The sequence below is a fragment of the Bradyrhizobium australiense genome (assembly GCF_013114825.1).
GTDB lineage: Bacteria > Pseudomonadota > Alphaproteobacteria > Rhizobiales > Xanthobacteraceae > Bradyrhizobium > Bradyrhizobium australiense.
Window position 1 is genome coordinate 363,809 of sequence record NZ_JAAVLX010000006.1, and the last position, 25,417, is coordinate 389,225.

At 63.6% G+C, this 25,417-nt stretch carries 23 protein-coding genes; 5 read left to right on the plus strand and 18 right to left on the minus strand.

Features of this window, described 5'->3' with window-relative positions; all coding sequences use genetic code 11:
- The 5 genes from HCN58_RS20415 to HCN58_RS20435 all read right to left on the minus strand — a co-directional run bounded on the left by HCN58_RS20415 (nt 1) and on the right by HCN58_RS20435 (nt 4,706).
- On the minus strand, nt 1-948 hold the full coding sequence (locus HCN58_RS20415; protein ID WP_171581170.1) for a branched-chain amino acid ABC transporter permease: 948 nt from the start codon (nt 946-948) through the stop codon (nt 1-3).
- Entirely contained in the window at nt 945-1,862 is a 918-nt protein-coding gene (locus tag HCN58_RS20420; protein ID WP_171581171.1) for a branched-chain amino acid ABC transporter permease, read from the minus strand. Before HCN58_RS20420 ends, HCN58_RS20415 begins: the two co-directional genes overlap by 4 nt.
- A gap of 142 nt (nt 1,863-2,004) precedes the next feature.
- Nucleotides 2,005-3,180, minus strand: coding sequence for an ABC transporter substrate-binding protein (locus tag HCN58_RS20425; RefSeq protein ID WP_171581172.1), 1,176 nt, complete (start codon nt 3,178-3,180; stop codon nt 2,005-2,007).
- Between the two features lie 308 nt (nt 3,181-3,488).
- Entirely contained in the window at nt 3,489-4,376 is an 888-nt protein-coding gene (locus HCN58_RS20430) for an RNA polymerase sigma factor (RefSeq protein WP_171581173.1), read from the minus strand.
- Nucleotides 4,377-4,706 carry a hypothetical protein gene (locus HCN58_RS20435; RefSeq protein WP_171581174.1) on the minus strand — a complete coding sequence of 110 codons (330 nt, stop codon included), beginning with the start codon at nt 4,704-4,706 and terminating at the stop codon, nt 4,377-4,379.
- Between the two features lie 309 nt (nt 4,707-5,015).
- Here HCN58_RS20435 and HCN58_RS20440 point away from each other — a divergent pair, with 309 nt between their 5' ends.
- Nucleotides 5,016-6,290, plus strand: coding sequence for an NAD(P)/FAD-dependent oxidoreductase (locus tag HCN58_RS20440; protein ID WP_171581175.1), 1,275 nt, complete (start codon nt 5,016-5,018; stop codon nt 6,288-6,290).
- 36 nt (nt 6,291-6,326) lie between these two features.
- Here the strand turns inward: HCN58_RS20440 and HCN58_RS20445 are convergent, their stop codons facing one another.
- The 4 genes from HCN58_RS20445 to HCN58_RS20460 form a co-directional block, all read right to left on the minus strand.
- A complete protein-coding gene (locus HCN58_RS20445; protein WP_235983765.1) occupies nt 6,327-7,907 on the minus strand; it encodes a tannase/feruloyl esterase family alpha/beta hydrolase in 1,581 nt (526 codons plus the stop codon).
- A 293-nt stretch (nt 7,908-8,200) separates the two neighbouring features.
- Nucleotides 8,201-9,415, minus strand: coding sequence for an ABC transporter substrate-binding protein (locus HCN58_RS20450; RefSeq protein ID WP_171581176.1), 1,215 nt, complete (start codon nt 9,413-9,415; stop codon nt 8,201-8,203).
- Between the two features lie 88 nt (nt 9,416-9,503).
- The gene (locus HCN58_RS20455) at nt 9,504-9,827 is read right to left on the minus strand and encodes a 2Fe-2S iron-sulfur cluster-binding protein (protein ID WP_171581177.1); all 324 of its coding nucleotides are present in this window, start codon (nt 9,825-9,827) and stop codon (nt 9,504-9,506) included.
- Nucleotides 9,828-9,837: 10 nt separating this feature from the next.
- The gene (locus tag HCN58_RS20460) at nt 9,838-11,073 is read right to left on the minus strand and encodes a cytochrome P450 (protein ID WP_171581178.1); all 1,236 of its coding nucleotides are present in this window, start codon (nt 11,071-11,073) and stop codon (nt 9,838-9,840) included.
- 80 nt (nt 11,074-11,153) lie between these two features.
- On the opposite strand from HCN58_RS20460, the gene HCN58_RS20465 reads away from it, so the two are divergent.
- Nucleotides 11,154-11,684: a MarR family winged helix-turn-helix transcriptional regulator gene (locus HCN58_RS20465; protein WP_171581179.1), complete on the plus strand. Its 531-nt coding sequence runs from the start codon at nt 11,154-11,156 to the stop codon at nt 11,682-11,684.
- Nucleotides 11,685-11,925: 241 nt separating this feature from the next.
- Here the strand turns inward: HCN58_RS20465 and HCN58_RS20470 are convergent, their stop codons facing one another.
- Entirely contained in the window at nt 11,926-13,137 is a 1,212-nt protein-coding gene (locus HCN58_RS20470; protein ID WP_171581180.1) for an ABC transporter substrate-binding protein, read from the minus strand.
- Between the two features lie 112 nt (nt 13,138-13,249).
- Here HCN58_RS20470 and HCN58_RS20475 point away from each other — a divergent pair, with 112 nt between their 5' ends.
- On the plus strand, nt 13,250-13,765 hold the full coding sequence (locus HCN58_RS20475) for a MarR family winged helix-turn-helix transcriptional regulator (RefSeq protein ID WP_171581181.1): 516 nt from the start codon (nt 13,250-13,252) through the stop codon (nt 13,763-13,765).
- Nucleotides 13,766-13,957: 192 nt separating this feature from the next.
- Here HCN58_RS20475 and HCN58_RS20480 read toward each other — a convergent pair whose 3' ends face one another.
- A complete protein-coding gene (locus HCN58_RS20480; protein WP_171581182.1) occupies nt 13,958-15,820 on the minus strand; it encodes a feruloyl-CoA synthase in 1,863 nt (620 codons plus the stop codon).
- Nucleotides 15,821-15,934: 114 nt separating this feature from the next.
- Here HCN58_RS20480 and HCN58_RS20485 point away from each other — a divergent pair, with 114 nt between their 5' ends.
- Together HCN58_RS20485 and atzF are read left to right on the plus strand one after the other, a co-directional pair.
- Entirely contained in the window at nt 15,935-16,468 is a 534-nt protein-coding gene (locus HCN58_RS20485) for a MarR family winged helix-turn-helix transcriptional regulator (RefSeq protein ID WP_171581183.1), read from the plus strand.
- Between the two features lie 207 nt (nt 16,469-16,675).
- Complete coding sequence (gene atzF / locus HCN58_RS20490) at nt 16,676-18,484, plus strand: allophanate hydrolase (protein ID WP_171581184.1); 1,809 nt, start codon at nt 16,676-16,678, stop codon at nt 18,482-18,484.
- A gap of 155 nt (nt 18,485-18,639) precedes the next feature.
- Here atzF and HCN58_RS20495 read toward each other — a convergent pair whose 3' ends face one another.
- The 7 genes from HCN58_RS20495 to HCN58_RS20525 all read right to left on the minus strand — a co-directional run bounded on the left by HCN58_RS20495 (nt 18,640) and on the right by HCN58_RS20525 (nt 25,306).
- Nucleotides 18,640-19,374, minus strand: coding sequence for a GntR family transcriptional regulator (locus HCN58_RS20495; RefSeq protein ID WP_171581185.1), 735 nt, complete (start codon nt 19,372-19,374; stop codon nt 18,640-18,642).
- On the minus strand, nt 19,371-19,766 hold the full coding sequence (gene hpxZ / locus HCN58_RS20500; RefSeq protein ID WP_171581186.1) for an oxalurate catabolism protein HpxZ: 396 nt from the start codon (nt 19,764-19,766) through the stop codon (nt 19,371-19,373). The genes HCN58_RS20495 and hpxZ overlap by 4 nt, the downstream gene beginning before the upstream one ends.
- A gap of 2 nt (nt 19,767-19,768) precedes the next feature.
- Nucleotides 19,769-21,166 carry an AtzE family amidohydrolase gene (locus HCN58_RS20505; protein ID WP_171581187.1) on the minus strand — a complete coding sequence of 466 codons (1,398 nt, stop codon included), beginning with the start codon at nt 21,164-21,166 and terminating at the stop codon, nt 19,769-19,771.
- 2 nt (nt 21,167-21,168) lie between these two features.
- Nucleotides 21,169-21,363 (minus strand): DUF4089 domain-containing protein, encoded by a 195-nt coding sequence (locus HCN58_RS20510; protein ID WP_311966843.1) that lies wholly within the window; start codon nt 21,361-21,363, stop codon nt 21,169-21,171.
- 123 nt (nt 21,364-21,486) lie between these two features.
- Nucleotides 21,487-23,268, minus strand: coding sequence for a dipeptide ABC transporter ATP-binding protein (locus HCN58_RS20515; RefSeq protein WP_171581189.1), 1,782 nt, complete (start codon nt 23,266-23,268; stop codon nt 21,487-21,489).
- A 115-nt stretch (nt 23,269-23,383) separates the two neighbouring features.
- A complete protein-coding gene (locus HCN58_RS20520) occupies nt 23,384-24,283 on the minus strand; it encodes an ABC transporter permease (RefSeq protein WP_171581190.1) in 900 nt (299 codons plus the stop codon).
- Between the two features lie 9 nt (nt 24,284-24,292).
- Complete coding sequence (locus HCN58_RS20525; protein ID WP_171581191.1) at nt 24,293-25,306, minus strand: ABC transporter permease; 1,014 nt, start codon at nt 25,304-25,306, stop codon at nt 24,293-24,295.
- Nucleotides 25,307-25,417: the final 111 nt, after the last annotated feature.

Consider the following 25,417-nt stretch of genomic DNA (forward strand, 5'->3'; position numbering starts at 1 on the left):
TCAGGCACGGCTCAATCTCCCGAGCACGCCCATGATGCCGCCGTGCGCAAACAGCACGATCAGCAGCAACAGCGGGCCCATGATCAGCGCCCAGTATTCGGTGAATTGCGACAGCACTTCTTCCAGCACCAGGAATACGATGGTGCCGATCACGGGCCCGAACAACGAGCCCATGCCGCCCAGGATCACCATCACCATGAGATCGCCGGAGCGGGTCCAGTACATCGTGGCAGGGCTGATGAAATCGGTATTGTTGGCGAGCAGCGCGCCGGCCAGGCCGCAGATCGTGCCCGAGATGACGAAGCAGACAAGACGATATCGGTTGGCGTGAAAGCCGATCGCCTGCATGCGCTGCTCGTTGGAGCGCACCCCCTGCACCACCATGCCGAAGCGCGAATTGACAATGCGCCAGATCAGGTAAACGCCGCCGAACAGGCAGGCCAGGCACAGGTAGTAGAACTGAACGCGGTTCGACAGGTCGATCAGGCCTGCGAAATTGCTGCGCTTGTAGATGGTCAACCCGTCGTCGCCGCCGTAGCGCGACAGACCCGAGGTGACGTAATAGGCCATCTGCGCGAACGCGAGCGTGATCATGATGAAATAGACGCCGCGGGTGCGCAAGGAGAGCGCGCCGATCACGAACGCATAGAGCGCCGAGACCGCAAGCGCGACCGGCCACTGGATGAAGCCCGAGCCGATGCCTTCATAGGCTAGAATGCCGACCGCATAGCCGCCGATGCCGAGATAGGCGGCATGGCCAAAGCTCATCATGCCGCCATAGCCCATGATGAGATTGAGGCTGGCGGCAGCCAGCGCGAAAATGACAATGCGGGTGAACAGCGTCAGGATGAAGATATTGCCGGTCGCCGCGGAATAGAGCGGCAGCAGCGTGAGGCAAAGCGCCACGAGCGCCGCGATGACGTTGCTGGCGTTGATGTGAGGTTTCATCGCTTGGCGGCCGGAAACAGCCCCTCCGGACGCACGACGAGCACAATGGCCATCAAGAGATAAATCAGCATCGATGACAAGGCGGGCGCCGCGGTCGAGGCGGCGGCGGAACTCAGCACGGTGCGCAGAAGATCCGGCAGGAAGGCGCGGCCGAGCGTATCGATCATGCCGACGAAGATCGCAGCCAGGAAAGCGCCGCGGATCGAGCCGATGCCGCCGATCACGATGATGACAAAGGCGAGAATCAGGATGTTCTCCCCCATGCCGATCTGCACCGTGAGGATTGGCGCCTGCATCAGCCCGGCAAGGCCGGCGAGCGCCGCGCCAAGCCCGAACACCAGCGTGAACAACAGCTTGATGTTGATGCCAAGCGCGCCGATCATCTCGCGGTTGGAGGCGCCGGCGCGGATCAGCATGCCGATGCGGGTCCGCATCACCACGACATAAAGCAATGCCGCGACCGCCAGTGCGACCACAATGATCGACAGCCGATAGGCCGGATAGAATACGCCGGGAACGATCTGCACCGGCACGGTCAACCAGGCCGGCAGCGGCAGCGACAGGCCGGCGGGGCCCCAGATCAGCCGCACCGCGTCGTTGAAGAACAAAATCAGCCCGAAGGTCGCCAGCACCTGATCGAGGTGATCGCGGCCGTAGAGATGCCGTAGCGCGATGAACTCAAGCAGAATGCCGAGCAGCAGCGTGGCGCCGAGCGCCAGCAAAATGCCGAGCACAAAGCTTCCGGTCCACGCCACGAAGGTCGCCGCGAAATAGGCGCCCATCATGTAGAGCGAGCCATGCGCCAAATTGACGAAGTCCATGATGCCGAACACCAGCGTCAGGCCGGCCGCCAGCAAAAACAGCAGCAGGCCGAACTGCAGGCCGTTCAGCGATTGTTCAACGAGGACGAGCATGAACCTAAAACTCTGGACCTAACAAAACAGCGGCAGCACATCTGCGCCGCCGCCATTTTTTTATTGGGCGGATGATCTGTCGCAAACCGCCCCCGGGTCAAGCCCGCGGGCGCTTTTCCCGATCATGCACCGGTCATGCCAATCACTTCTTCATCGGGCATTTGTCGTGAAAGCGGTCCTGGTCGTCCTTGACGATAGTGGCCACCGTCTTCAGCGAGAGCTGACCATCGGCGTCTTTGACCACGTCCTGCAGATAGAAATTCTGGATCGGAATGTGGTTGTTGCCGTATTTGAACGGGCCGCGCACGGACTTGAAGTTGGCCTTCTCCATCTCGGCCTTCATCTCGTCCTTCTTCGAAGTGTCGCCCTTCACCGCGATCACTGCGCTGTTGATCAGGTTGGCGGCATCATACGACTGCGCGCCGTAGAAGGTCGGGCGGAGGCCCGTGTACTTTTTGCGGTAGTCCTCGACGAACTTCTTGTTCTCGGGGTTCGGCAGGTCGTTGACCCATTGCTGGGCGCCGGGCACGCCGATCGCATTTTCCTTCTGCAGCGGCAGCGACAATTCGTCGATGGTGAATGCCGTGTAGAGCGGGATCTGCCCCTTCAGTCCGGCCTGCGCATATTGATTGAGGAATTGGACGCCGGCCGCGCCCGGATAGAACACGAAGATCGACTCGGCCTTGGAATTCTTCGCCTTGGTCAGTTCGGCGGAGAAGTCGAGCTGGCTCGGCCACACTGTATATTCCTCGCCGACGACCTGGCCCTTGAACGTGCTCTTGACGCCGGCCAGCATGTCCTTGCCGGCGGCGTAGTTCGGGCCGATCAGGAACACTGATTTCACGCCCTTCTGGTTCATGTAGGTGCCGACCGCCTGTGGGGTCTGGTCGTTCTGCCAGGAGGTCGAGAATACGTAAGGCGAGCAGAGTTCGCCGGCGAGCTGCGACGGGCCGGCATTGGCCGAGATCAGGAAGGTTTTTGAATCGACCGCGGTCTTCAGCGAGGCCAGCAGGACGTTCGACCAGATGTAGCCGACGATGAAATCGACCTTGTCCGACTGGATCAGTTTTTCGGTCTTCTGCTTGCCGACATCAGGCTTTTGGCCATCGTCCTCGTAGATCACCTCGACCGGCTTGCCGCCCATCTTGCGGCCGAGATGGTCGAGCGCCAGCTCGAATGAGTTGCGCATGTCGTTGCCGATCACAGCGGTCGGGCCGCTGAAGGTCGAGACAAAGCCAATTTTGATGGTATCGCCGGCGAGCGCGGGCTGCGCCAGCGCCAGAATTGTCGCGCCCGCCAGCCAGAATGCCTTTTTCATAATCACTCCCCTCCTGTTTATCACTCCAAACCCGGTCAACCGGGCGACCGGCAACGCTTGCTCCGCGCGCCCTCTTATTAGGTGAGGTATTTTGTGCGCGAAGTGGCCGGTCAGCGGCAAGCATGAACCCAAGGCTCGGGTTAGAACCTTTGGCGCATGCTTAAGCCACCTGCACCATAATTCGCAGATGGCGGGGATGGCAAGAATTATAATTCAGGTTGCTGAGGGGACAATTGTCGCAGTTTTGGGAGAAAGCCGGATAGGCAGCTGCGGCCCCGCGCCGCACCCTGCGAAGGGAAGCGCCTTGTTCAGATCAGGTATTCAGCGCCATCAACGATATAAGGCGCGTGGCGGAAATCCCTGATGGTCGCGACCTTGCCGGCTGACCAGCCCAGCAGCACGAAATATTTCGGCTTTGCGTCGCCGTCGCTCGGATCAAACACAAGGATGGCGGGGCGTCCTTCCACCAAGCCTGGCACCAGATGCCAGTCGCTGACCTTGTCGTAATTGCCGAAATAGCGCGAGACTTCGGTCTTGCCGTTCAAGCGGGACTTACTGACGAGATCGAGCCGCACGTCGTCCGAGATCATGGCGCGGATCGCGTCGAAATTGCGCGCGTTGAAATTGGCGACATAGGCGCCGAGCCGCTCGCGATCGGCGTCGGATAGTTTTTGTTGCGGCGTGTCGTCCGGCTCGTCCGCAATTTCGCGCAGCTGCGCACGGCCGCGATGCAGCGCGGCCTTGGCCGCAGGCAGGCTGCAATCCATCACCTCGCAGATTTCCTTCAGCGAGCAGCCGAGCACGTCCATCAGGATCACGCTTGAGCGCTGCAAAACCGGCAGGCGCATGAAGGTGCGCAAGGAGGTGGCAGCGATCTGGCGGCTCTCCACGGCATCGAGCTGGTCTACGATCATGTCCGCCTCCTCCACCGAGCGGAGCGCTTCCTGGCGATTGCGCCGGCGCAGGAAATCCAGCGCGGTGTTGTGCGCAATGCGAAACAGCCAGCCTTCGGGATTACCGAGCGCGCCGGCGGCAGGCTGCGCCTCCACCGCCTTGATCATGGCATCCTGCAGCACGTCCTCGCCGTCGATGACGGATCCCACCATGCGCGCGCAATAGCGATGCAGCCTCGGCCGCATCGCCACCAGCAGGCGCTCGATATCAAACGCGGCGGACGTCTCGGGAACCACAGTCATTCAGACTCCGGCTAGCGCGCTCTCGGTCTCGCGCAACATGCGATAATTGCCGACGATGGTCACGCTTTTGGCCAGCGGCGGTTCGGCGCAACGCTCGCGAATGCCGTTCTGGAACGCCTGAAACGCCGCCAGTTTCGGCAGCGCGCTGGAGCCATCATCAGCCGCGGACTCGACGAAATGGATAAACGTGTCGTCCTCCAGCCGCAGCGACAAATACCGGAATCCCTCCGGCTGCGCCGCCTTTAGTTCCGCAAACACCGCGGCCACCAGTTCGGCATTCCTGTCGCTCATTTCCGGCTTGGTTTTATACCTGATTACGGTCCGTCTCATGGCTTTCTCCTGTTCTGCGGCCATCTCGACCCCAAGGACGTTTCGGAACAGGCAAAGGATGCGGCCCCCGCAAAAAATTGTTTTCTCTCCGGCGTCCCCGCGAAAGCGGGGACCCATAACCGCAGGGGCTCGTCGTTACGCCGCGCTGTCGCCACAGCTTTACCAACAATACACTCCTGTGGTTATGGGTCCCGGCGACAGCACGATACGCTTTCGCTATCGGCCGATTGACAACGACGTATTGGAGCGGAGCCGCAAATGGCTACATAATCCAATACGTTGAGCCATCAAAAACCGGAATCGCATCCCATGACCACAGCGCTGAAACAACCCCATCACGTGGTGATCGTCGGCGCCGGTTTCGGCGGACTCGAGGCCGCCTTTGGTCTTGCCGGGGCGCCGGTCCGGATCACGCTGATCGACCGCCGCAACCATCATCTGTTCCAGCCGCTGCTCTACCAGGTCGCGACCGCTTCGCTGGCGACCTCCGAAATTGCCTGGCCGATCCGCTATCTCCTGCGCGACCGTCCTGAAGTGACGACGCTGTTCGCCAATGTGAATGGCGTCGATGCCGAGGGAAAGCGCGTGCTGCTCGAAGACGGAGATACGATCTCCTACGACACGCTGGTGCTCGCCACCGGCGCCCGCCACGCCTATTTCGGCCACGATGAATGGGAGCCGTTCGCACCGGGGCTGAAGACGCTGGAGGACGCCACCACGCTGCGGCGGCGCATTCTCGTCGCCTTCGAGCGCGCCGAACGCGAGACCGACCCGGCGCGGCGCGCGGCGCTACTCACCTTCGTCATCATCGGCGCCGGCCCGACCGGCGTCGAGATGGCCGGAACCATCGCCGACCTCGCCAAGGACACGCTGCCGCCGGACTTTCGCAACATCGACACCCACAAGACCCGCGTCGTGCTGGTCGAGGCCGGCCCGCGCGTGCTCGCCGGCTTTCCCGAGGATCTCTCCGCCTATGCGCTGCGCTCGCTGCAGGAACTCGGCGTCGAAGTGGTACTGGGGCAGCCCGTCACCGAATGTGCGATCGACGGCGTCGTCTATGGCGGCAACAGGCTGGAAGCCAGGACCATTGTCTGGGCCGCCGGTGTGCGCGCCTCGCGCGCCGCGGAATGGCTGAACGCACCCGCCGACCGCGCCTATCGGCTCAAGGTCGAGCCTGATCTGACCGTGCCCGGCCATCCCGATATCTTTGCCGTCGGAGATACCGTGACGATCGCCGGCCCCGACGGCAATCCGGTGCCGGGCATCGCGCCGGCGGCCAAGCAGCAGGGACGCTATGTGGCGGCGCTGATCAAGGCCCGCTTGAGCGGCGGCACGCTGCCGCCGTTCCGCTACAAGCATGCCGGCAGTCTTGCGCAGATCGGCAAGCGCAAGGCCGTGATCGACTTCGGGCGCATCAAGCTGCGCGGCAATCTCGCCTGGTGGATCTGGGGCATCGCCCACATCTACTTCCTGATCGGCCTGCGCAACCGGCTCAGCGTCGCGCTGAGCTGGCTGTGGATTCACGCCCGCGACCAGCGCGCCGCACGGCTGATCACGCAAGGCTCGAGCAAGGTCACGGGTTAGGTTTCGCTTCGAACCGATCGCACTGGCGAAGACCCCTCACGGCGCGCAGGTAAAACTGGCCGCGCTACTCGTCGGCCCCGATTTGTAATGCGGCCACGCCGGCCATTGGCACAATGGCAGCGCGCGTGTCGTCTCGAACTCCGGCGCCTCAATCTTCTGCTCGATCACCTCGAGATCGCCGGGCGCCTTGCCGTTCTCGACCCAATCGACGAGCACGGTCAGCATGTCGACATTGGCGGGCGCCCCCGAGCCGACATGGTCGACACCGGGCGCGGTGTAGAGGCGGGCGAACTCAGCCGTCTTTTCGCGGCCCAAGGCGCGCTGCACGTTTTCGAAGTAGCGGATACCCGCGTAGGGGCTCTGGGCATAGTCGGCCATGTTCTCGAGGATCACGAGCTTGCCACCACGCGCGGCAAAACGGCTGAGGTCCGGATTGGTCGAATCCATCAATTGCGACACCTGCAGCAGACGCTCCTTGTGATCTTCGGGCCTGTAGGTCGTGACGTCGAGCTTCGGGTCGCGGGCGAAGACATATTGAATGCCGCCCGCGCCGTAGATCCAGGCGATGCCATTGGCAGGCAGCGGTGGCTGTGCAGGCGCCGCCTTGCCAAGCCACCAGGCGACCCAGCCGCCGGTCGGGCCGAACGCAGGGGTATTTTCGCCGGAGACGCCCCAGCCCGGATAATCATCAAGGCCGTTCTCCAGCGGAAACGAAAACTTGTACGTCGCATGCAGCGTCCTGATCGCCGCGATCTGCGCTTCCGTCAGGCACTGATCGCCGCTTTGCTCCGCCGCGCAGCGCAGCGACTCCGGCTGGAATTTCGCCTTGCAGCCGACCGGATTCAGAACGAGCTGATCTTCGGCGCCGTCCTCCTTGTCGCAAGCAGCAAGCACCGCCTTGGCAACGAGTTCGACCTGCGCGGGGCGGATCCAGCCCTCGCCCATGGTTGCGAGCCCCGACCGCGTCCCGGCGTGCTGCAATCCGACCCAGTTGATGACGGGCACGCGGGCAAAGATGCCGTCGAAATCATCGGGATAACGCTGCGCCATCGTCAGCGCCTCGCGGCCGCCTTCCGACGATCCCATGAAATACAGTTTGGCCGGCGGCTTGCCGTAGGCGCGCACCATCAGGGCGACGGCGGCGTCCCGCACGCGCTTGTAGGAACGATGCGCGAAATTCTCGAACGCCTCGTCGTTGAGCGCAAACAATTGCGGCGGCTCGCCCGGCCTGGTCTCGTGGCCGGAATCGGTGCCATAGGTGACGAAGCCCCGCGCCAGCGGCGACGGCGCGCCGAATGGATAGGCCGGCGGCAAGGCAAGACCGGTGATCAGCACGCCGTTGAAGCCGCCGCCGCCATATTGCAGCGAGCGACCGTTCCATTCGACCGGAAGATTCACCTGAAATTTGATCGGCGGCGCCCTGGGATCGGACGGCGCGATCTGGCCGAGCACCTTGCAGAATTCCGGATTGGGCGGCGCGATGCGCCCCGCCGGCGTTGGCGCCCTTTCGGCGACGGCAAGCTGGGACGGCGCAATCATGGTCGCAGAATCGATCCGGACGGCATTATCGGCCGGCCGGATCAGGTCGCTGCAGGTCGCTGCGGCATCGCCGACCATCTTTGCGGCCGTCGCGTCTACGGTAAGGAACCAGGTTGTGGCGAACAGCGAGGCCAACAGAGCGCCCGCGTGCATATCGAGTTTGAAGCGTTGCATAGTTTCCCCCACGCTGTTCCTTCAGCCGCCCTTTAAGCCGGCCGTTGGGCTTACAATGGTTCGCGCGACGCGGAGGTCAATCGAAATACGACCGGCTCCGCCTGCCTAGACGTTGACATCTGTTATGCGGCGCGACCCCCACCCCGGCCGTCCCCCGCAAGCGACCCGCAAGCGGGAGAGGGAGGCGGCAGCGGCTTTCACTTCACCAATGAGCAGCCGCCGTCTGCGAGCGGGCGGAAGGCCTGGTCGGCGGGAATGGTCGAGACCAGCTTGTAGTAGTCGTACGGATGTTTCGATTCTTCCGGCTTCTTCACCTCGAACAAATACATCGGGTGGATGACGCGGCCGTCCTGGCGGATGGTGACGTCGCCGAACAGCTTGTCCTTGCCCTTGAACTTCTTCATCTCGGGCACAGCATCCTTGGCATGGTCACTGCCGGTCGCAGCCACCGCGTTGAGATAGGCGAGCGTCGAGGCATAGACGCCGGCCTGGTTACCGCTCGGCATCTTGCCGTTCACGCCCGGCCGCGCGGCAAAGCGCTTGGCAAAGGCGCGGGTGTTTTCATCCATGTCCCAATAGAAGGCTTCGAACAGTTGCAGGCCCTGGCCTGCTTTCAGCCCCATGCCGTGGACGTCGTTGATGAACAGCAGGAATGCCACCATCGTCTGCCCGCTTTGCTGAAGACCGAACTCGGCCGCCTGCTTCACCGCGTTGACTGTGTCGCCGCCGGCATTGGCAAGCCCGATCACCTTGGCTTTGGAGTTCTGCGCCTGCAGCAATAACGAAGCAAAATCCGCCGTGTTGAGCGGATGCTTGGCCGAGCCCAGCACCTTGCCGCCGTGTTTTTCGATGTAGTTGGTGGCTTCGGCCTCGATGCCCTGGCCGAGGGCAAAATTCACCGTGATGAAGTACCATTCCTTGCCGCCCCGCGCCATCATCGCCGCCGCGGTGGAATTGCCGGTGGCCCAGGCGTCATTGACCCACTGGATCGTGTTGGGCGAGCAGGCCTTGCCCGTCAGGTCTGAGGTCGCAGTCGACGACGCAAGAAACGTCATACGGCTATCACGCAGCAGCGAATTGATGGTGAGGCCGACCGCCGAATTCGGCACATCGACCACGGCATCGACGCCGTCGATATCGAGCCATTTGCGCACGATCGCCGAACCGACGTCAGCCTTGTTCTGATGGTCGGCGTAGACGATCTCGACCTTGATGTTCTTGCCGCCGCCGTTGAAATCCTCCGCCGCCATGCGCGCGGCTTCCACCGAGCCCATGCCGTTGGTGTCCTGGAAGATGCCGGAAATGTCGTTGAGCACGCCGATGCGCACGACATTGTCGGAAATTTCCGCGCGCGCCGAGCATGACATCGCGCAAGACAAGACGAGCGTCAATCCGAACCTGAAACCCCTCATCGTTCTCTCCCTTCCAATATTTGATTTTGATCGTTCCCGGACTTCGCCGGGTTTGATTTCGTGCAGGCGATACCCGCCGGCCACGCGATCACAACTGCCGGTCCGGCAGATTGAGGATCAGCCCATCGAGATCGGCGGCGAGGTTGATCTGGCAGGACAGGCGGCTGTTGGCCCGCCGTTCGGCGGCGGCGCCATCCAGTAGCGCGTCCTCGTCGTCGCCCATGGCCGGCGGGCGGGCGAGCCAGCCCTCGTCGACATAGACATGGCAGGTGGCGCACATCGCGTTGCCGCCGCATTCCGCCAAGATTCCACTGACGTCGTGACGCGTCGCGGTCTGCATCGCGCTTTCGCCGTCGCTGGCGTCGATGCGTTGCGCACGGCCGTCAGGGTGAACAAACGTGATGTTCGGCATAGGCGGTCCGTCAGGCCGGAGAAATGGTGATGGGGAGGCTTTCGAGACCGCGCAGCGTGTTGTTGTAGCGGCGCTTCACCGGACCGGTGATCTCGATGCTGGCAACCTTGCGGGCGATTGCCGCCAGCATCACCTCGCCTTCGACGCGCGCGAGAAGCTGCCCGACGCACATGTGAATGCCCGAGCCAAAGCCGACATGGCCCGAAGTGCGGCGGGTCACGTCGTAGCGATCAGGATTTTCCCAGCGCCGCGGATCGCGGTTGGCGGCGCCGAGGAACATCAGAACCTTTTCGCCTTCGCCGATGCGATGGCCTGCGAGTTCGACCTCTCGCGTCGTGGTGCGGAAGAAGGTCTGCACCGGGCTTTCGAAACGGATCGCCTCTTCGAATGCGTTCCGCGCCAGCGTCGGATCGCTGCGTAGCCGCGCAAGCTGATCGGGGAAGCGCGCCAGGCAATAGACGGCAGCACCGATGCCGTTGACGGTGGTATCGAGCCCGGCCGAAAGCAGCGAGCGCACCAGTAGCGGCGCCTCTTCCGCCGTGATATCGCCGGCGTCGGCGCGCGCGTGGATACACGCTCCGAATCCGCCGGGCGTGAGATTTTCACGCTGGCATTGCGCGGCGACATAGGCCTGATGCGGCGCGGAGCGCTCGATTGCCTTCTGGCGCAACTGGTTCGGCGGCCCGAACGCGTTGAAGACGAGACTCGCATAGGGCAGCAGGTTCTCCCGCCCCTCCTGCTTCAGGCCCATCGCATCGGGAAATACCGAGAGCGGATAGGCCTCCGCGAGGTCGGCGACTGCATCGAAACTCCCTCGCGCCAGCAATTCGTCGACCTTGGCCGTGGCCATCGCCGTGAAATGTTCGCGGACCCCTTTCATGGCGGTCGGCGACAGCACTTGGGCGAGCACCGCGCGCGTCCTGGTATGCGCCGGAGGGTCCGCTTCAAGGATGATGCTTTGCGGACGCCACGGCTTTTCCTTGGCGAAATCGCTCAAGCCGACGCCGCGGCTCGAACAGAAGGTCAAGGGATCGTTGAGGACGCCGTGCACCTCGGCATAGCGTGCGACGCCATAGACCGCCCACTTTTCGAGCCAGACCACCGGCCCGGCTTCGCGGAGCAGGTCGTGGATCCGGTGCGGATCCTCGAAAAACTCGGTCGAGAACGGGTCCACGTCGAGATGGGGCACGCCGGCCGGCGCACTCCGCTCCGGGGTTGCAGAATCTATCCGGGATGTCGCGCTCATGTGGGTCTCCTGCATAATGTTCTTGCAGAGCGGTGTGCGCTGTCTCTATGTCTGGAACGCTGAAGCAGCGTCGGAAGAGCATGAGCAGGAACAGACAGGCGCGCGCCTCCCGTGCGAGCACGGCAGGCAGGAGCGGACGGGCCGAACAGGTGCTCGACCTCGACCGTTACGTTCCGGCGCTCATCACCTTCATCGCCAACAAATTGTCGCGCAGCGCGACCGTGGTCTATCAGAAGCGCTTTGGGGTCAACGTAACGGAATGGCGGATCCTGTCGCTGCTCGCGATCGAACCGGAAATTTCGGCAGCCCGGATCTGCCACGTGATCGGTTTCGACAAGGGACCGGTGAGCCGGACGCTGGCCGGCATGGAGGAACGCGGGCTGGTCAGCATCAGGGCCGACCGCGACGACGCGCGTACCTATTCGATTTCGCTGACCCAGAAGGGATATGCCACCCATGACCAGGTCATCGCGGTCGCGCTCGAACGCGAGCGCCGCCTGCTCTCCTGCCTGAGCAAGCCGGAGCGGGAGACCCTGATCGAACTGCTGCTTCGGGTGCACGGCAATCTCGACGCCGTGAAGGGCGCGGGCGAAGTCGATACAAGGAGCTGAGCGGCGCGTATTGGCTACCCCGCGGCCATCACACTGCGCACACGGCACCGCATTGCGTCGTGACGATCCGACACGCCAAAACATCCGTTTCTCCCTGTGCGGCCCGGCACTCTCTATGCTCTGCGATCGGCCACTTTGTGAAAGCACGCTCGCATGAATTAGTTGCTTTGGCAACATATACGACGTACTCGACGATCGATTTTCGGACTGGGCCGGTTGCTGCCGGCCGCCGCCGGTCAGGTCACCTCTTGACCAGCGGGCAGTTACCCTCGCTTTCGGAACGAAAAGCCTGATCGCCCGGAATCGTAGCGACGACCTTCAACAGGTCCCATTTCGATGTGGATTCGTCGGGCTTCTTCACCTCGAGCAGAAACAGCCGGTGAATCTTACGCCCGTCCGCGCGGATGGTTCCCTTGCCGAACAGCGGATCGTCGGTCGGCATCGCCTTCATCGCCGCGACCACGGCCTTCCCGTCCGTGGCGCCGCTGACCTTGTCGACGGCCTTCAAATAATGCAGCACGGACGCGTAGACGCCGGCCTGCATGTCGTTCGGATAATTCTTTTGCGGATGGCGTTCGGCGAACCGCTTGGCGAAGGCGCGTGTGCCGTCGTTCAAATCCCAGTAGAACGGATTCATGATCTGCGCGCCTTGCGCCGCCTTCAGACCGAGCGCGGGAATGCCGTTCATTCCGAGGATCAGTCCGACCAATTTTTGCTTCTGCGTCAGCCCGAACTCCGCCGCCTGCTTGATCGAGGTGATGGTGTCGTCACCGGCATTCGCCACCCCGACGATGTCGGCGCCCGAGGCCTGCGCCTGCAGCAGGAACGAGGCATAGTCGGCGGTGCCGAGCGGATGGCGCACGGCGCCGAGCACTTCGCCGCCGGAGGCCTTGACGCCTTCCATCGCCTGCTTCTCCAGATCATGGCCGAAGGCGTAATCGGCCGTCAGGAAGAACCATTTCTTGCCGCCCTGGGCGACCACGGCTTTGCCGAGACCGCGGCCATAGGCATAGGTGTCGTAGGTCCAGTGCACGGTATTCGGCGTGCATTTCTCGCCGGTGAGAAGCGCGGTGCCGGCGCCTGAGCCGACGAACACCTTGTTCTTCTGCTCGCTCATATTGGCAACCGCGAGCGCGATCGCCGAGTTCGGCAGGTCGAAGATGGCGTCGATGCTTTCGGTGTCATACCAGCGCCGCGCGATGCCGACGCCGATGTCGGTCTTGTTCTGGTGATCGGCCGTGATCACGTCGACTGCCTTGCCGGCAGCCTTGCCGCCAAAGTCTTCGACCGCCATTTGCGCGGCGATGACCGAGCCGATTCCCTGGTAGGTCGAAAACACGCCCGACTGGTCGTTGAGCACGCCGATCCGGACGCGATCCTGGGCGTGGGCGGTGCCGACAAGCATGCCGCCGAGTGCGGCAACGAGCATTGCTTTGCAAAAAGACTGTCGCATGCGTTCCCTCGTGAATGGAAAAGGCGGCCTTAGCGACCACTTCTAAATTACTTATAATTTATAAGCATTTTGAGGATTGTCAATTCACGTGATGCCATGCGAGCTATTGCCCATGGGAAGAATCGCCAAAGTTTCGACGCGCAAGGGCAACGGGGCAGCCAGAGTGGCCGAACAGGCTGCAGATCGGGAGCTGGATCTCACCGCGCTCCGGCAAACCCCGGGATTCATGATCCGGATTCTGCAACTACAGAATTTCGAGGCGTTCTATCCGTATTTCGAATCACTAAGACTTTCGCCGCTCGAATACGCTATCCTCGTCGCGGTGCGTGACAATAGGACGGTGACGCAGAGCGAGCTTGCCGGCGTACTGAAGATCCAATTGCCCAATCTGGTGAAGATCCTGTCGCGGATGGAAGAGACGGGAATCCTCAAGCGCAAGCGGTCGGCGCGGGACCGGCGCGCGGTCGAGCTCAGCCTCAGCGCGGCGGGCGAGCGGCGCGCCGACGAGGCCAGCCGGCTCGGCGAGAGTTTTAACGCGCGGACGCTTTCCGCACTCAGCAAAACCGAGCAAACGGCTTTTCTCCAGATGCTGGCGCGGCTGGTCGACGCCCACAAGAACGGGCTTTAGGGAACGCATCTTAGTTCTGCTGCGTCATAGCTGCTCAAACCGCCATCCTGAGGAGACCGCAGAGCGGGCGTCTCCAAGGATGTAGGCCACAGACGGGGCCTATGGTTCGAGACGCGCGGAGCCTGTTATCGGGCCGCGCTATGCGCAGACCGTTGGCGCTCCTCACCATGAGGGACTTATGACGCAGTATGGCTAGCCCGCGCAGCCGATCCATTCGGCCGAGGCGTCGTCGTCCAGCGTTGCCACGGCGCCGGCGCGCCGCGTCAGCACCGCGCGCTGGTTGATGTAGCCCTTGTCGGTGATCTCGCCGCCGTCGACGGAAGCTGGCTCCGCCAGCAGCAGCGCACGGGTCGCGTGCCCTGACGAGTTGCCGCTTTGGGCCTTCAGTTTCGCAAGGCCCTGCGCAATGGCATCGCGGACCTTATCGTGGCCGATTACCTCTTTCACATCGGCATCGTCTGATAGCCCTGCGTGCGCCCGGCAGGCCGCAATGTTCGGAAAGACGAGGAAGCGAACCTCGTCGCTGCCGTGGCCGGTCACGACAATGTCCTGCGCCAACGGCGCCAGAGCAGCGATGCCGGCGACGCGCAAGGTGCCGACGCTGACCCAGGTGCCCGAATTGAGCTTGAAGTCCTCGGCGACGCGGCCGTCGAAGAACAGTCCCAATTCGGGATGCGCCGGATCGGCAAAGGTCACGGCGTCGCCGATCAGATAAAAACCCTCTTCATCGAACGCCTGCGCGGTCAGTTCCGGCGCCTTCCAGTAACCGGGCGTGACGTTCGGGCCGCGCACGCGCACCTCCAGCTTGTCGCCCGACGGCACCAGCTTCAGCTCGGTTCCTGGGATCGGTACGCCGATATTGCCGGAGCGCTTGGCCTGAAAATGGCAGTCCGTCGCCAGCGGCGAAGTTTCGGTCGAGCCCCAAGCCGACACCATCGGCAGCGCGCGGCCGACCGTCTTGATCGAGAGCTCTCCAAGCGCATCCCAGAGATTCTGTGGCAGTGCGGCGCCGGCGTAGAAAGCGAACTTCACCTCGCTGAAAAACTTCTTTCGCAAGTCGTCATCGCCGCGCAGCGCTGCAATCAGCATGTCAAAACCGCGCGGCACGTTGAAATAAACCGATGGCATCACGCTGCGCAGATTGGCGAGCGAGGTCGCGAAAAGCCCGGGCGCCGGCTTGCCGCCGTCGACATAGAGCGTGCCGCCGTTGCGCAGCACCAGATTGAAATTGTGGTTGGCGCCAAAGGTGTGGCTCCACGGCAGCCAGTCGAGGATCACGAACTTGTCGCCGATATCCTCAAGGAACGTCCAGGTTTGTGCCTTGGCCTGCTGGCTCGAGGTCAGCATGCGTTGGGTGTTGATGACGGCCTTTGGGGTACCGGTCGAACCCGAGGTGAACAGGAATTTTGCGATCGTATCAAGCGTAATCGCGGCAAAGGCATTTTCGACGTCAGGCGTTTCCGGCGTTACCGCGATCGCGCGGAAGGAGATCGCATCACCATCGTCCGCAGTGCCGCTGACGAGGGTGGCCGAATGCAACGGCCTGATCGCCGCCAGCGCCCCTGCAAACGGTTTTGTGCCGGAAACATAGATCGCGCCAGGCCCGAGCAGCTCGATCATGCTCTTGAGCTTGTCGAAATCCTTGGACATCAGCGAATAGGCCGGTGAGATCGCGGCCGACGGCACGCCGACATGCTGGGCGGCGAGCGCGAACAGCGCGTGCTCGACACTGTTGTCGGACAGGATCACCAGCGGACGCTCGGAGTTCAAGCCTTGCGCAAGAATCCAGGCGGCGGCCGAGCGGACCTGTTTCAAGGCATCCTTGTAGGTGACGGTGGTCCACGGCGTATCAATGCTGGCGCGATCGGCGAGGAAGGTTCGGTCAGGCGCCAGCCGGGCCCAATGCTCCAGCCAGTCGCCGATGCAACGCGCACTCGGCTGCAGCGGCGTGGTCGACCTCACCAGAATGCTGCCGTCGGCGCGGCGATCGGCGACGATTGCCGGTGTCGCGAAAAGACCTTGGGAATCGGCACCGCTTATGGCGGCGATGGTCATGGGCTTCCTCCTGCCGCCTCAAACGGGCTGGCTTGACCGCTGATGTTGAGCACAACAATTGTTGTCGTCAACAACAATCTTCCCCTCGCCCGCGCGAAGCGCTAGAAGGAAACGATGACGAGGAACAGTCAGGCACCCAGAATTGCCAAATCACGCGCCGGTATCCGGCCGCGTCCCGGCCGCACGCGAAGTGGAAACGGCAACGCGCACAACGATCTAATGAATGGCGAGATCGGGCTCGACGCGCTGGCGGGCCACGCCGGCTATGCGGTGCGGCGTTTTCAGATCTGGATCTTTCAGGATTTCATTCGCACGCTCGGCGCCGTCGATATCCGACCCACCCAGTATTCCGTGATGACGGTGATCGGCGCCAACCCGGGGCTGAGCCAGATGGCCGTGGCCAAGCGGCTCGGAATCGAGCGCGCCAGGCTGGTGCACCTTCTCGACAGTCTCGAACAGCGCGATCTCGTCAGCCGCGTTAAATCCGCCACCGACCGGCGCTCCCACGCGTTGCACCTGACCCCGCGCGGCAAGGCATCGCTGGCGCAGTTCAAGCGGCTCGCCGCCGAACATGAGCGCCATGTGGCCGAAAAGATCGGCAAGGACAACCGCGAGCAACTGCTGCGGATCCTGTCCGCGTTCACCTGACCGGGCCATCGCCTCGCTTTGGGCCTTTCCGCCCAAATTTTGGGCAGACACTCGACTGCAATGGCCTCGCAGAGCACCCGCCATCGCGCAATAAGTTCCTGAGATTGCATATCTATCCTTAGAGGATATCCCGATCGAACCATTGTACACAATGGCACATCGCTTGCTTCAGTTCGCGTAACCTTAGCTCGCTGGAGTTTTGCCGCCATGGGGTCCGACGCGCCCGAAACCGTTGCCGCCGTCGTCGCCGCGCACCGCGCCGGCACCGTGACGCCGGCACAAACTGTTGCGCGCAGCTACCAGCGCATCCGCGATCACAACGATCCTGCCGTCTTCATCAGCCTGCGCGACGAGAAGGATGCGCTCGCAGAGACAGAAGCGCTGGCCTCGAAAGATCCGGCCGCGCTTCCGCTGCTCGGCGTGCCGGTCGCGGTGAAGGACAATATCGACGCGCAGGGCATGCCGACCACGGCGGCGTGCCCGGCCTTTTCGTATTCCCCGGCGCAGGACTCGACAGCGGTCGCAAAACTGCGCGCGGCCGGCGCCATCATCATCGGCAAGACCAATCTGGACCAGTTCGCGACCGGCCTGGTCGGCGTCCGCTCGCCCTATGGCGTTCCCGTCAATCCGATCCGCGCCGATCTCGTTCCGGGCGGATCGAGTTCGGGCTCGGCGGTCGCGGTTTCCGCCGGCCTCGTGCCGCTGGCGCTCGGCACCGATACCGCAGGCAGCGGCCGCGTGCCTGCGATGCTCAACAACATCGTCGGGCTCAAGCCAAGCCTCGGACTGGTCTCCAACGCCGGACTCGTCCCGGCGTGCCGGACGCTGGATTGCATTTCGGTGTTCTCGCTCACCGTCGACGACGCGATGACCGCACTGGTGGCAATGGCGGGACCTGACCGCGCCGATCCATTCTCGCGCGACCGGCCGCTCGGGCCGATGTCGACGTTTCCCGAAAAGCTCCGGCTCGGCGTGCCGCGCCATGGCCAATTGATCTTCTTCGGCGACGCGGCTTCCGAGAAAGCCTATGGCGAGGCGCTCAAGCGCTGGACGGCGCTCGGCGCCACGCTGGTCGAATTCGACCTCGAACCGTTTTATGAGACCGCGCGGCTGCTCTATGAGGGACCATGGGTCGCCGAACGTTATCTGGTAATCCGCGACCTTCTCGCCTCGTCGCCGGATTCGATCCATCCGGTGACGCGCGAGATCACCGCAGCCGGCGCGCGGCTAACGGCCGCCGACACCTTTGCCTCGCTCTATCGGCTGCAGGCGCTGCGATGCACAGCCGAGCGCGTCTTTGCCAATTTTGATGCGATGGTGCTGCCGACCGCGCCGACCGCCTATACGACGGCGCAGGTGCTGGCCAATCCGATCGAGCTCAACAGCCGGCTCGGCACCTACACCAATTTTGTCAACTTGCTCGACCTCTGCGGGCTGGCGCTGCCCGCCGCAATGCGCCCCGATGGCATCCCGTTCGGCATCACGCTGCTGGCGCCCGCGGGACACGACGCAGAGCTCGCCAGCATTGCCCGGGTCTTCCATGCCGACACGAAACTGAAGATGGGCAGCAAGGGCTTCGCGCAGCCGCCGCTCGCGCCAGTGCCAGCCCAAGCAAGCGGCGATGAAATTACCATCGCGGTCGTCGGCGCGCATCTCTCCGGCATGGCGCTCAATGGCGAGCTACGGGCGCTTGGCGCCCGCCTGCTCGAGGCGACCGCGACCGCGCCGGACTACAAGCTCTACGCGCTCGACACGACGCCGCCAAAACCCGGCATGCTGCGCGTGGAACAAGGCGCTGGAAATTCAATCAAGCTGGAGCTGTGGACGTTGTCGGCGGCAGCGTTCGGCAAATTCGTCGCCGCGATCCCGCCGCCGCTCGGGATCGGCACGATACGGCTGGAGGATGGAAGAGGTGTGAAGGGCTTTGTAGTCGAGCCGGTAGCGATCGACGGCGCGCGCGATATCTCGTCCTTCGGCGGCTGGCACGCGTTCATCGCAGAGAAGGCAGCAGTGTAATCGCCGTGTTCCGGACGCGGTACAGCCTAGGCGATGCAAGAGCATCGTCCGGCAACGCTGCTCCGCAGAGCCGGGACCTACGCGTATGCGGAAGGATAGACCCCGGCTCTGCAGCGCATCACTGCGTGCTGCGCTGCGTCCGGGGCACGACGAGGCTACACCGACACCGCGTAAATCTCATACTCCCCGCGCACCAGCTCGATATGCGCGCGCATCGCGGCCGCCGCGCCCGCCTTGTCGCCGCGCATGATCGCGACCACGACGCGGTCGTGCTCGGCGTGGGACTTTGCCAGCCGCCCGAGATTGCGGAACTGGGCGCGGCGGAACGGCTGGACGCGTACCCTTGTCGCCAGCGTCATCTCGGCAATATAGCTGTTCTGCGAGCCGGCATAGATCGCGTTGTGGAAGCGCTCGTTGACCGCGTGAAAGCGTTCGGGATTTCCGGCATGGCTCAGCACCCGCAACTCCTCGTGGATCGCTTCCAGCTTCTGACGATCCGCCGGCGGCATCCGCTCGGCGGCTAGCCCCGCGCACAGCGCTTCCAGCTCGGCCATCGCCTCGAACATTTCGGTCAAGCGGTCGAGCGACGGCTGCGCCACCACGGCGCCACGGTGGGCGCGGGCCTCGACCAGGCCGCTCGCCACGAGCTGGCGCAGCGCCTCGCGCACCGGCGTGCGCGACACCGAAAAACGCCGCGCGACATCGGTCTCATCGAGCGACGATCCCGGCGGCAGCACGCCGCGCACGATTTCGTCGGCGAGCTGCAGCCGCAACTCTTCCGCACGCGTAATCTTATCCCGCTGCGACAACGGGCGATCGACGCGGCGGACCGTCGTCTCGGGCTCGGCGCCGGACTGCGGCGTGCGCGCCGAGCGATCATCCAGACTCATGATTGCCCCTTCGGCTCATCGATGATGCTGACATGGGCTGCGACGATCCTCCACCCTTCCGGAAACCGCACCCAGGTCTGCATCTGCCGGCCCACCCTGCCCGGTGCGCCGTCGCGATAGAACAGCGTGGAGGCGACGGCGGCATCGCGGCCATAGGTCGTGATCACGGTCTTGTCGGTCCGCCGCATCAATCCGATCGGCGAGCGCGCGGCGCGGAATGCCATGATGGCGTCGTAGCCGTAGAGATTTTCGCCGATGCCATAGCGCAGCGTGCGGGGATCGTTACGGAACAGCTCGTCGAGCACGGCCACATCGTTCGACACCAGCGCCTTTTCATAGCGCTGGAATTGCGCGGTGACTTCGGCGTGCACGTCGGGAAGATCGATCTCCATCGTCACAGTCCTCTCGGCGCCGGCGCTGCGGCGGCACCCATCCGCTCCAGCGCATGCGCGACCCGCAGCGCGATATCCTCCCGCCAGGGCGCGGCGATGATCTGCACGCCGATCGGCATCGGCTCCAGCGGCACGGGCACCGCGACGACCGGCAGGCCGATAAACGAAATCGGCTGGGTATGGATGCCGATATTGGCGCGCACCGGCAGCTCGACGCCGTCGAGATTGAAATTGACCTGGCCCAATTTCGGCGCGATGCAGGGCGTGGTCGGCGCGATGATCACATCCACCGACTTGAACAGCTCCAGTACCTTGGCGCGATACCAGCGGCGGAATTTCTGTGCGCGATCGACCAGCGGCGCCGGAACCATGGCGCCGGCGATCAGGCGGTCGCGCACCGCGGGGTCGAAATCGTTCGGGCGCTTGCGCAGGCGATCGAGATGCAACGAAGCGCCCTCCGTCGTGGTGATCACGTAAGCCGCGGCGCGGGCGCGCGCGGCCTCCGGAATCTCGACCGTCTTGGACGCGTTCATCGCCTTGGCGATGCGCGCCACGGCCTCGACGGCTTCAGGAAAGACGTTCTTCTGAAAGTATCCACCGGCCACCGCGATCCGCAGGCCGTCGATACCCTGAGCCAGCAGCGGCGTGGCCGGTTCGATCGGCCGCGTCGTGCAGGCGGCGTCATCGGCATCCGGCCCCTGCATGGCGTCATAGGCCAGCGCGAGATCGCCGACATTGCGCGCGAACGGGCCGAGATGATCGAGGCTCGCGACAAAGGGAAACGAGCGCGCACGCGACAGCCGGCCATAGGTCGGCTTCAGGCCGAAGACGCCGCAGAATGACGAGGGCACGCGGATCGAGCCGTTGGTATCAGACCCCAGAGCGATCGGAACAAGAGCGCCGCCGACCGCACTTCCAGAGCCGCCCGAAGAGCCGCCGGTCATCCGCGTCGGATCATGCGGATTGCGCGACGGGCCGTCATGCACGTTCTCGCCGGTAAAGTCATAGGCGTATTCGCCCATGTTGAGCGCGCCGACCAGCACGGCGCCCTGCGCCTCCATCCGCTCGATCAGCGTGGCATCGCGCGGCGCCGGCGCGAGATCGCGGTTGATCTTCGATCCGGCTCGCGTGGCGAGACCCTTTACGTCGAACAGGTTCTTCACCGCGAACGGCACGCCGGCGAGTGGTCCAGTGTTCTGACCGGCGGCGATGGCGGCATCGACGGCGCGGGCCTTTGCGCGCGCACGGTCAGCGGTGATGTCGGTGAAAGAGTTCAGCACGGTATCGTGTTTGGCGATCCGCGCCAACGCGGCTTCGGTCGCATCGATTGCGGACAGCTTGCCGCCTGCGACGGCCTGCGCGATTTGTTGGGCCGATAGCCTGTCACTGTTCACGGTCATGTCTATCCCGCTGTGTAGACGCTGGCCGGCTCGGCTTCATCCGGCAGCGGAAATTCATCGACCAGCCGCGCCAGCCGCAATGACACTTCGAGGTTCGCCCGCACCGCAGGACGCCAGGCCTCCTCGACCGGCAGCGCGAGCGTCGTAGCAACGGCGTCGATGTAATCGTCCAGGGAGTTAGTAGTCTTGTCTGTCACTATCGTCTCCTTCTCCGTCATCGCCCGGCTTGACCGCGCGATCCAGTAAACACCGCGTCAGTGATTACTGGATGCCCCGCAGTAGCCTGTCATCCGGCCGGACCAGGTGGCGGGGCATGACAATTAGGCCGGCAACGGCGGATGCGGGATCGCCGTCAGCAACTCCTTTGTATAGCCGTCCTGCGGATCGCCGAGCACGCGCTCCGACGAGCCTTGCTCGACGATTCGGCCCGCACGCATCACGATGACACGGTCGCACAGCAAACGCACCACATTCAGGTCATGCGACACAAACAAATAGCTCATGCCCATCGATTGCTTTAGATCCTGCAGCAGATTGAGAGCGACCGCCTGAACGGAGACGTCGAGCGCCGCCGTCGGTTCGTCGAGGATCACGAGCTTTGGATGCAGCGCAATCGCGCGCGCGATGCCGACGCGGGCCTTTTGGCCGCCGGACAACTGATGCGGAAAGCGATCGAGCAGGTTGACGGGAAGACCGACGAGCCCGGCAAGTTCCTCGCAGCGGGCGCGGAGCGCGTCGCGTCCTTTGATATCGCCGAGCTGGATAAGCGGATCGGCAATGGCGCGCGCCGCGGTGAAACGCGGGTTGAGGCTGTCGGTCGGGTCCTGGAACACCATCTGGATGCTCTTGCGCAGCGGCAGCCGCGCAAAGGCCTGCGGCAGGACGGCGCCGATCTCCTCGCCGTCGAACACGATGCGGCCCGAGGTCTGGTCAAGCAGCCGCATCACCATCATCGACGTGGTCGATTTGCCGCAGCCGGATTCGCCGACAAGGCCAACGCTCTCGCCGAGGCCGACGGTGAAGCTGATGCCGTCGACCGCGCGGAATATTTCCGCCTCAACCGGCGGCTTGCGCGAGAACAGCTTGCCAAGGACGGCCGTGGCGCCCTGGCGCGGATATTCCTTGACGAGCTTTTCGACGAGGAGAACGGGTTTTGGATGCTCATCACCCCCGGGCTTGACCCGGGGGTCCACCGTCTTCGAAGAATCTTTTGAAGATTGACGGATGGCCGGGTCAAGCCCGGCCATGACGGTGGATGGGCGGGGAGAGGCTGGGACCTCTTCCTCCGGCAACAAATCCCGCAATGACACGCCGATCCGCGGCGTCGCTCGCATCAGTTTCTTGGTATAGGCGTGCTCGGGCCTGGCGAAAATATCCGCGGATTTCGCGGTTTCCACCACCCGGCCCTTCTCCATCACGACTACCCGGTCGCAATAGGCCGCGGCGAGGCCGAGGTCATGCGTGATCAGGATCGTCGACATGCGCCGGCGTTTCGTCAGCTCGACGATAAGATCCATCACCGCTTTTTGCGTAGTGACGTCGAGGCCAGTGGTCGGCTCGTCCGCAATCAAAAGCTGCGGATTGCAGGCCAGCGCCAGCGCGATCACGACGCGCTGGCACATGCCGCCCGAAAGTTCGAACGGATAGGCGTGATAGCGCTCGCGGGGATGGGCGATCTTGACCTGCTCCAGCGCCTCGATCGCCTTCTCGCCGCGGTCGCTGCCGGCGCTCTGTACGTGCTGACGCAGCACGTCCTCGATCTGGTCGCCGACCTTGCGGATCGGGTTCAGCGCGGCGCGCGGGTTCTGGAAAATCATCGATATTTCGCGGCCACGCAGATCGCGCATCTCGCTCTCGCTCGCGGCCTTGACGTCGATGCCGGAAAACATCACCGAGCCCTCGGCGATCCGCCCCGCCCGGTCGAGGATCCGCATCACGGCATAGGAGGTCACCGACTTGCCGGAGCCGGACTCGCCGACGATGCCGAGCGTCTCGCCCTTCGCCACGGAGATGTTGACGTGCTGCACCGCCTTGACGATGCCGCGGCGCGTGGTGAATTCGACGGTGAGGTCGTGAACGTCGAGCAGGGGCTGGACCGTCATGACGACCTCCGCAAAAATCTCGAAACCAACCCCATGCAAAGTAGAACGGTCAGCACTCCTGTCGCATTTCGTGCCCCTATGCAGGGGCCGAGACGAGCAAAGCTTGAATTAGCCATCACGTCCTCCGCTGCGGATCGACGATGTCGCGCAGGCCATCGCCGAGCAGATTGAAGCAGAACACGGCGATCATCAGCGCCAGCCCCGGAAACAGCGCGATCCACCATTCGCCCGACACCATGAAGGTGGCGCCTTCGGCAACCATGATGCCCCATTCCGCCGTCGGCGGCCGCACGCCGAGCCCGATGAAGGAGAGGCCCGCGGCATTGAGAATCGCGTAGCCCATGGTCAGAGACATCTGCACGATCATGATCGGCATGATGTTGGGTAGGATATGCACCAGCAGAACCCGCATCTCGCCATTGCCAGACAGCCGCGCGGCCTGCACGAAGCCGGCATTGCGACGGACATTGGCCTCAGCCCGGGCTACGCGGGCATAGAGCGGAAAGTTCACGATTGCGGTCGCGATGATGATGTTCTGCACGGTGTTGCCCAGCGCAGCGACAATGCCCATCGCCAGCACGAACAGCGGAAACGCCATGATGGTATCGGCGATGCGGCCGACGATGCGGTCGGTCCAGCCGCCGAAATAACCAGCGGCGATGCCGGCCAATCCTCCCATCAGGAACACCAGCGCCACGGAGGCGACCGCGATGAAGGTATCGAGCCTTGTGGCGATGATAACGCGGCTGAAGATGTCGCGGCCGAGCTGGTCGGTGCCGAACCAGTGCGCCGCCGACGGCGACTTCAGTGCCGCGGCGGTATCGCTGGCGAGCGGATCGTAGGGCACGATGTAGGGGCCGAAGATCGCGGCGAACAGGATGATGATCAAAAGGCCGAAGGCAAAGGCCGTGACGCGGTTCTCGCCGAGCACATAGCGGGTGTGTTCGAAGATGGCTGACAGTCCCGAGGTACGTGCGGGACCGGCGGGTTCAACGGCAGGCGCAACGCTACTCATCTTCCAACCTCACCCTTCAAGCCGCACGCGTGGATCGATCATGCCGTAGAGAATGTCGATGATCAGATTGAGCAGCACGTACATGACCGCCATGGTCAGCACGAAACCCTGCACCGGCGCGAAGTCCGAGGAGATCAGCGCTTCCACGGCGTAGGAACCGATGCCGGGCCAGGCGAAAACTTTTTCGACCAGCACGTTCGCCCCCAGCAGGAACGAGAACACCATGCTGAGCGTGGTGATGACAGGCAGCATGGCGTTGCGAAACGCGTAGGTAACGATCACGGTCGACGGCGACAGCCCGCTGGCGCGCGCGGTGCGGACGAAATCGGACGCCAGCACCGCCAGCATCGAGGCCCGCGTCATGCGCGCGATCGGCGCCAGCGAGAAGATCGCCAGCGTCGCCGCAGGAAGGATGAGCTGGCTCAGCGCCGAACGGAACGTCTCGAACTCACGCGCGATCAGGGCGTCGATCAAATAAAGTCCAGTCACGGTCGGCGGAGCGCTGTAGAACACATCGAGCCGGCCGAGCGGCGCCGGCGACCAGCCAAGCCTGAAATAGAACACGTAGACCAGCACGAGACCCGTGAAGAACACCGGCAGCGACACGCCGGCGGTCGTGGTGACGCGGCAGAGGTGATCGATCCAGGAGCCCGGACGCGTTGCCGCCAGCACGCCGAGCGGGATCGCGATTCCGATCGAAACGATGAGGCCGAGCAGCGTCAGTTCGGCGGACGCCGGCAGGCGGTTGCGGATTTCGGTCGCGACCGGCTGGCCGGTGGTCAGCGAGTTACCGAAATCGCCATGCGCGAGATCGTTGGTGTAGCGGAAAAACTGCTCGATCAGCGGCTTGTCGAAGCCGAGTTTCTTGCGGATCTGCTCGATCGCCTCCTTGCTCGCCGCAGGCCCGGCGAAATAGGCGGCCGGGTCGCCGGGCAATGCCCGCGTCAGGAGAAACGTGACGATCACGACCCCGATCAGCGAGGGGATCGCAAACATCAGCCGCTTGCCGATCATGGTCAACATGATGCGCTCCCGATGATGGGCAGAAGTGCTGCCGCATGCGCAGCTGCGCCCCCTCCCCACTTGCGGGGGAGGGCTGGGGAGAGGGGTAGCGGCAACGGCAGTGCGTGTGGC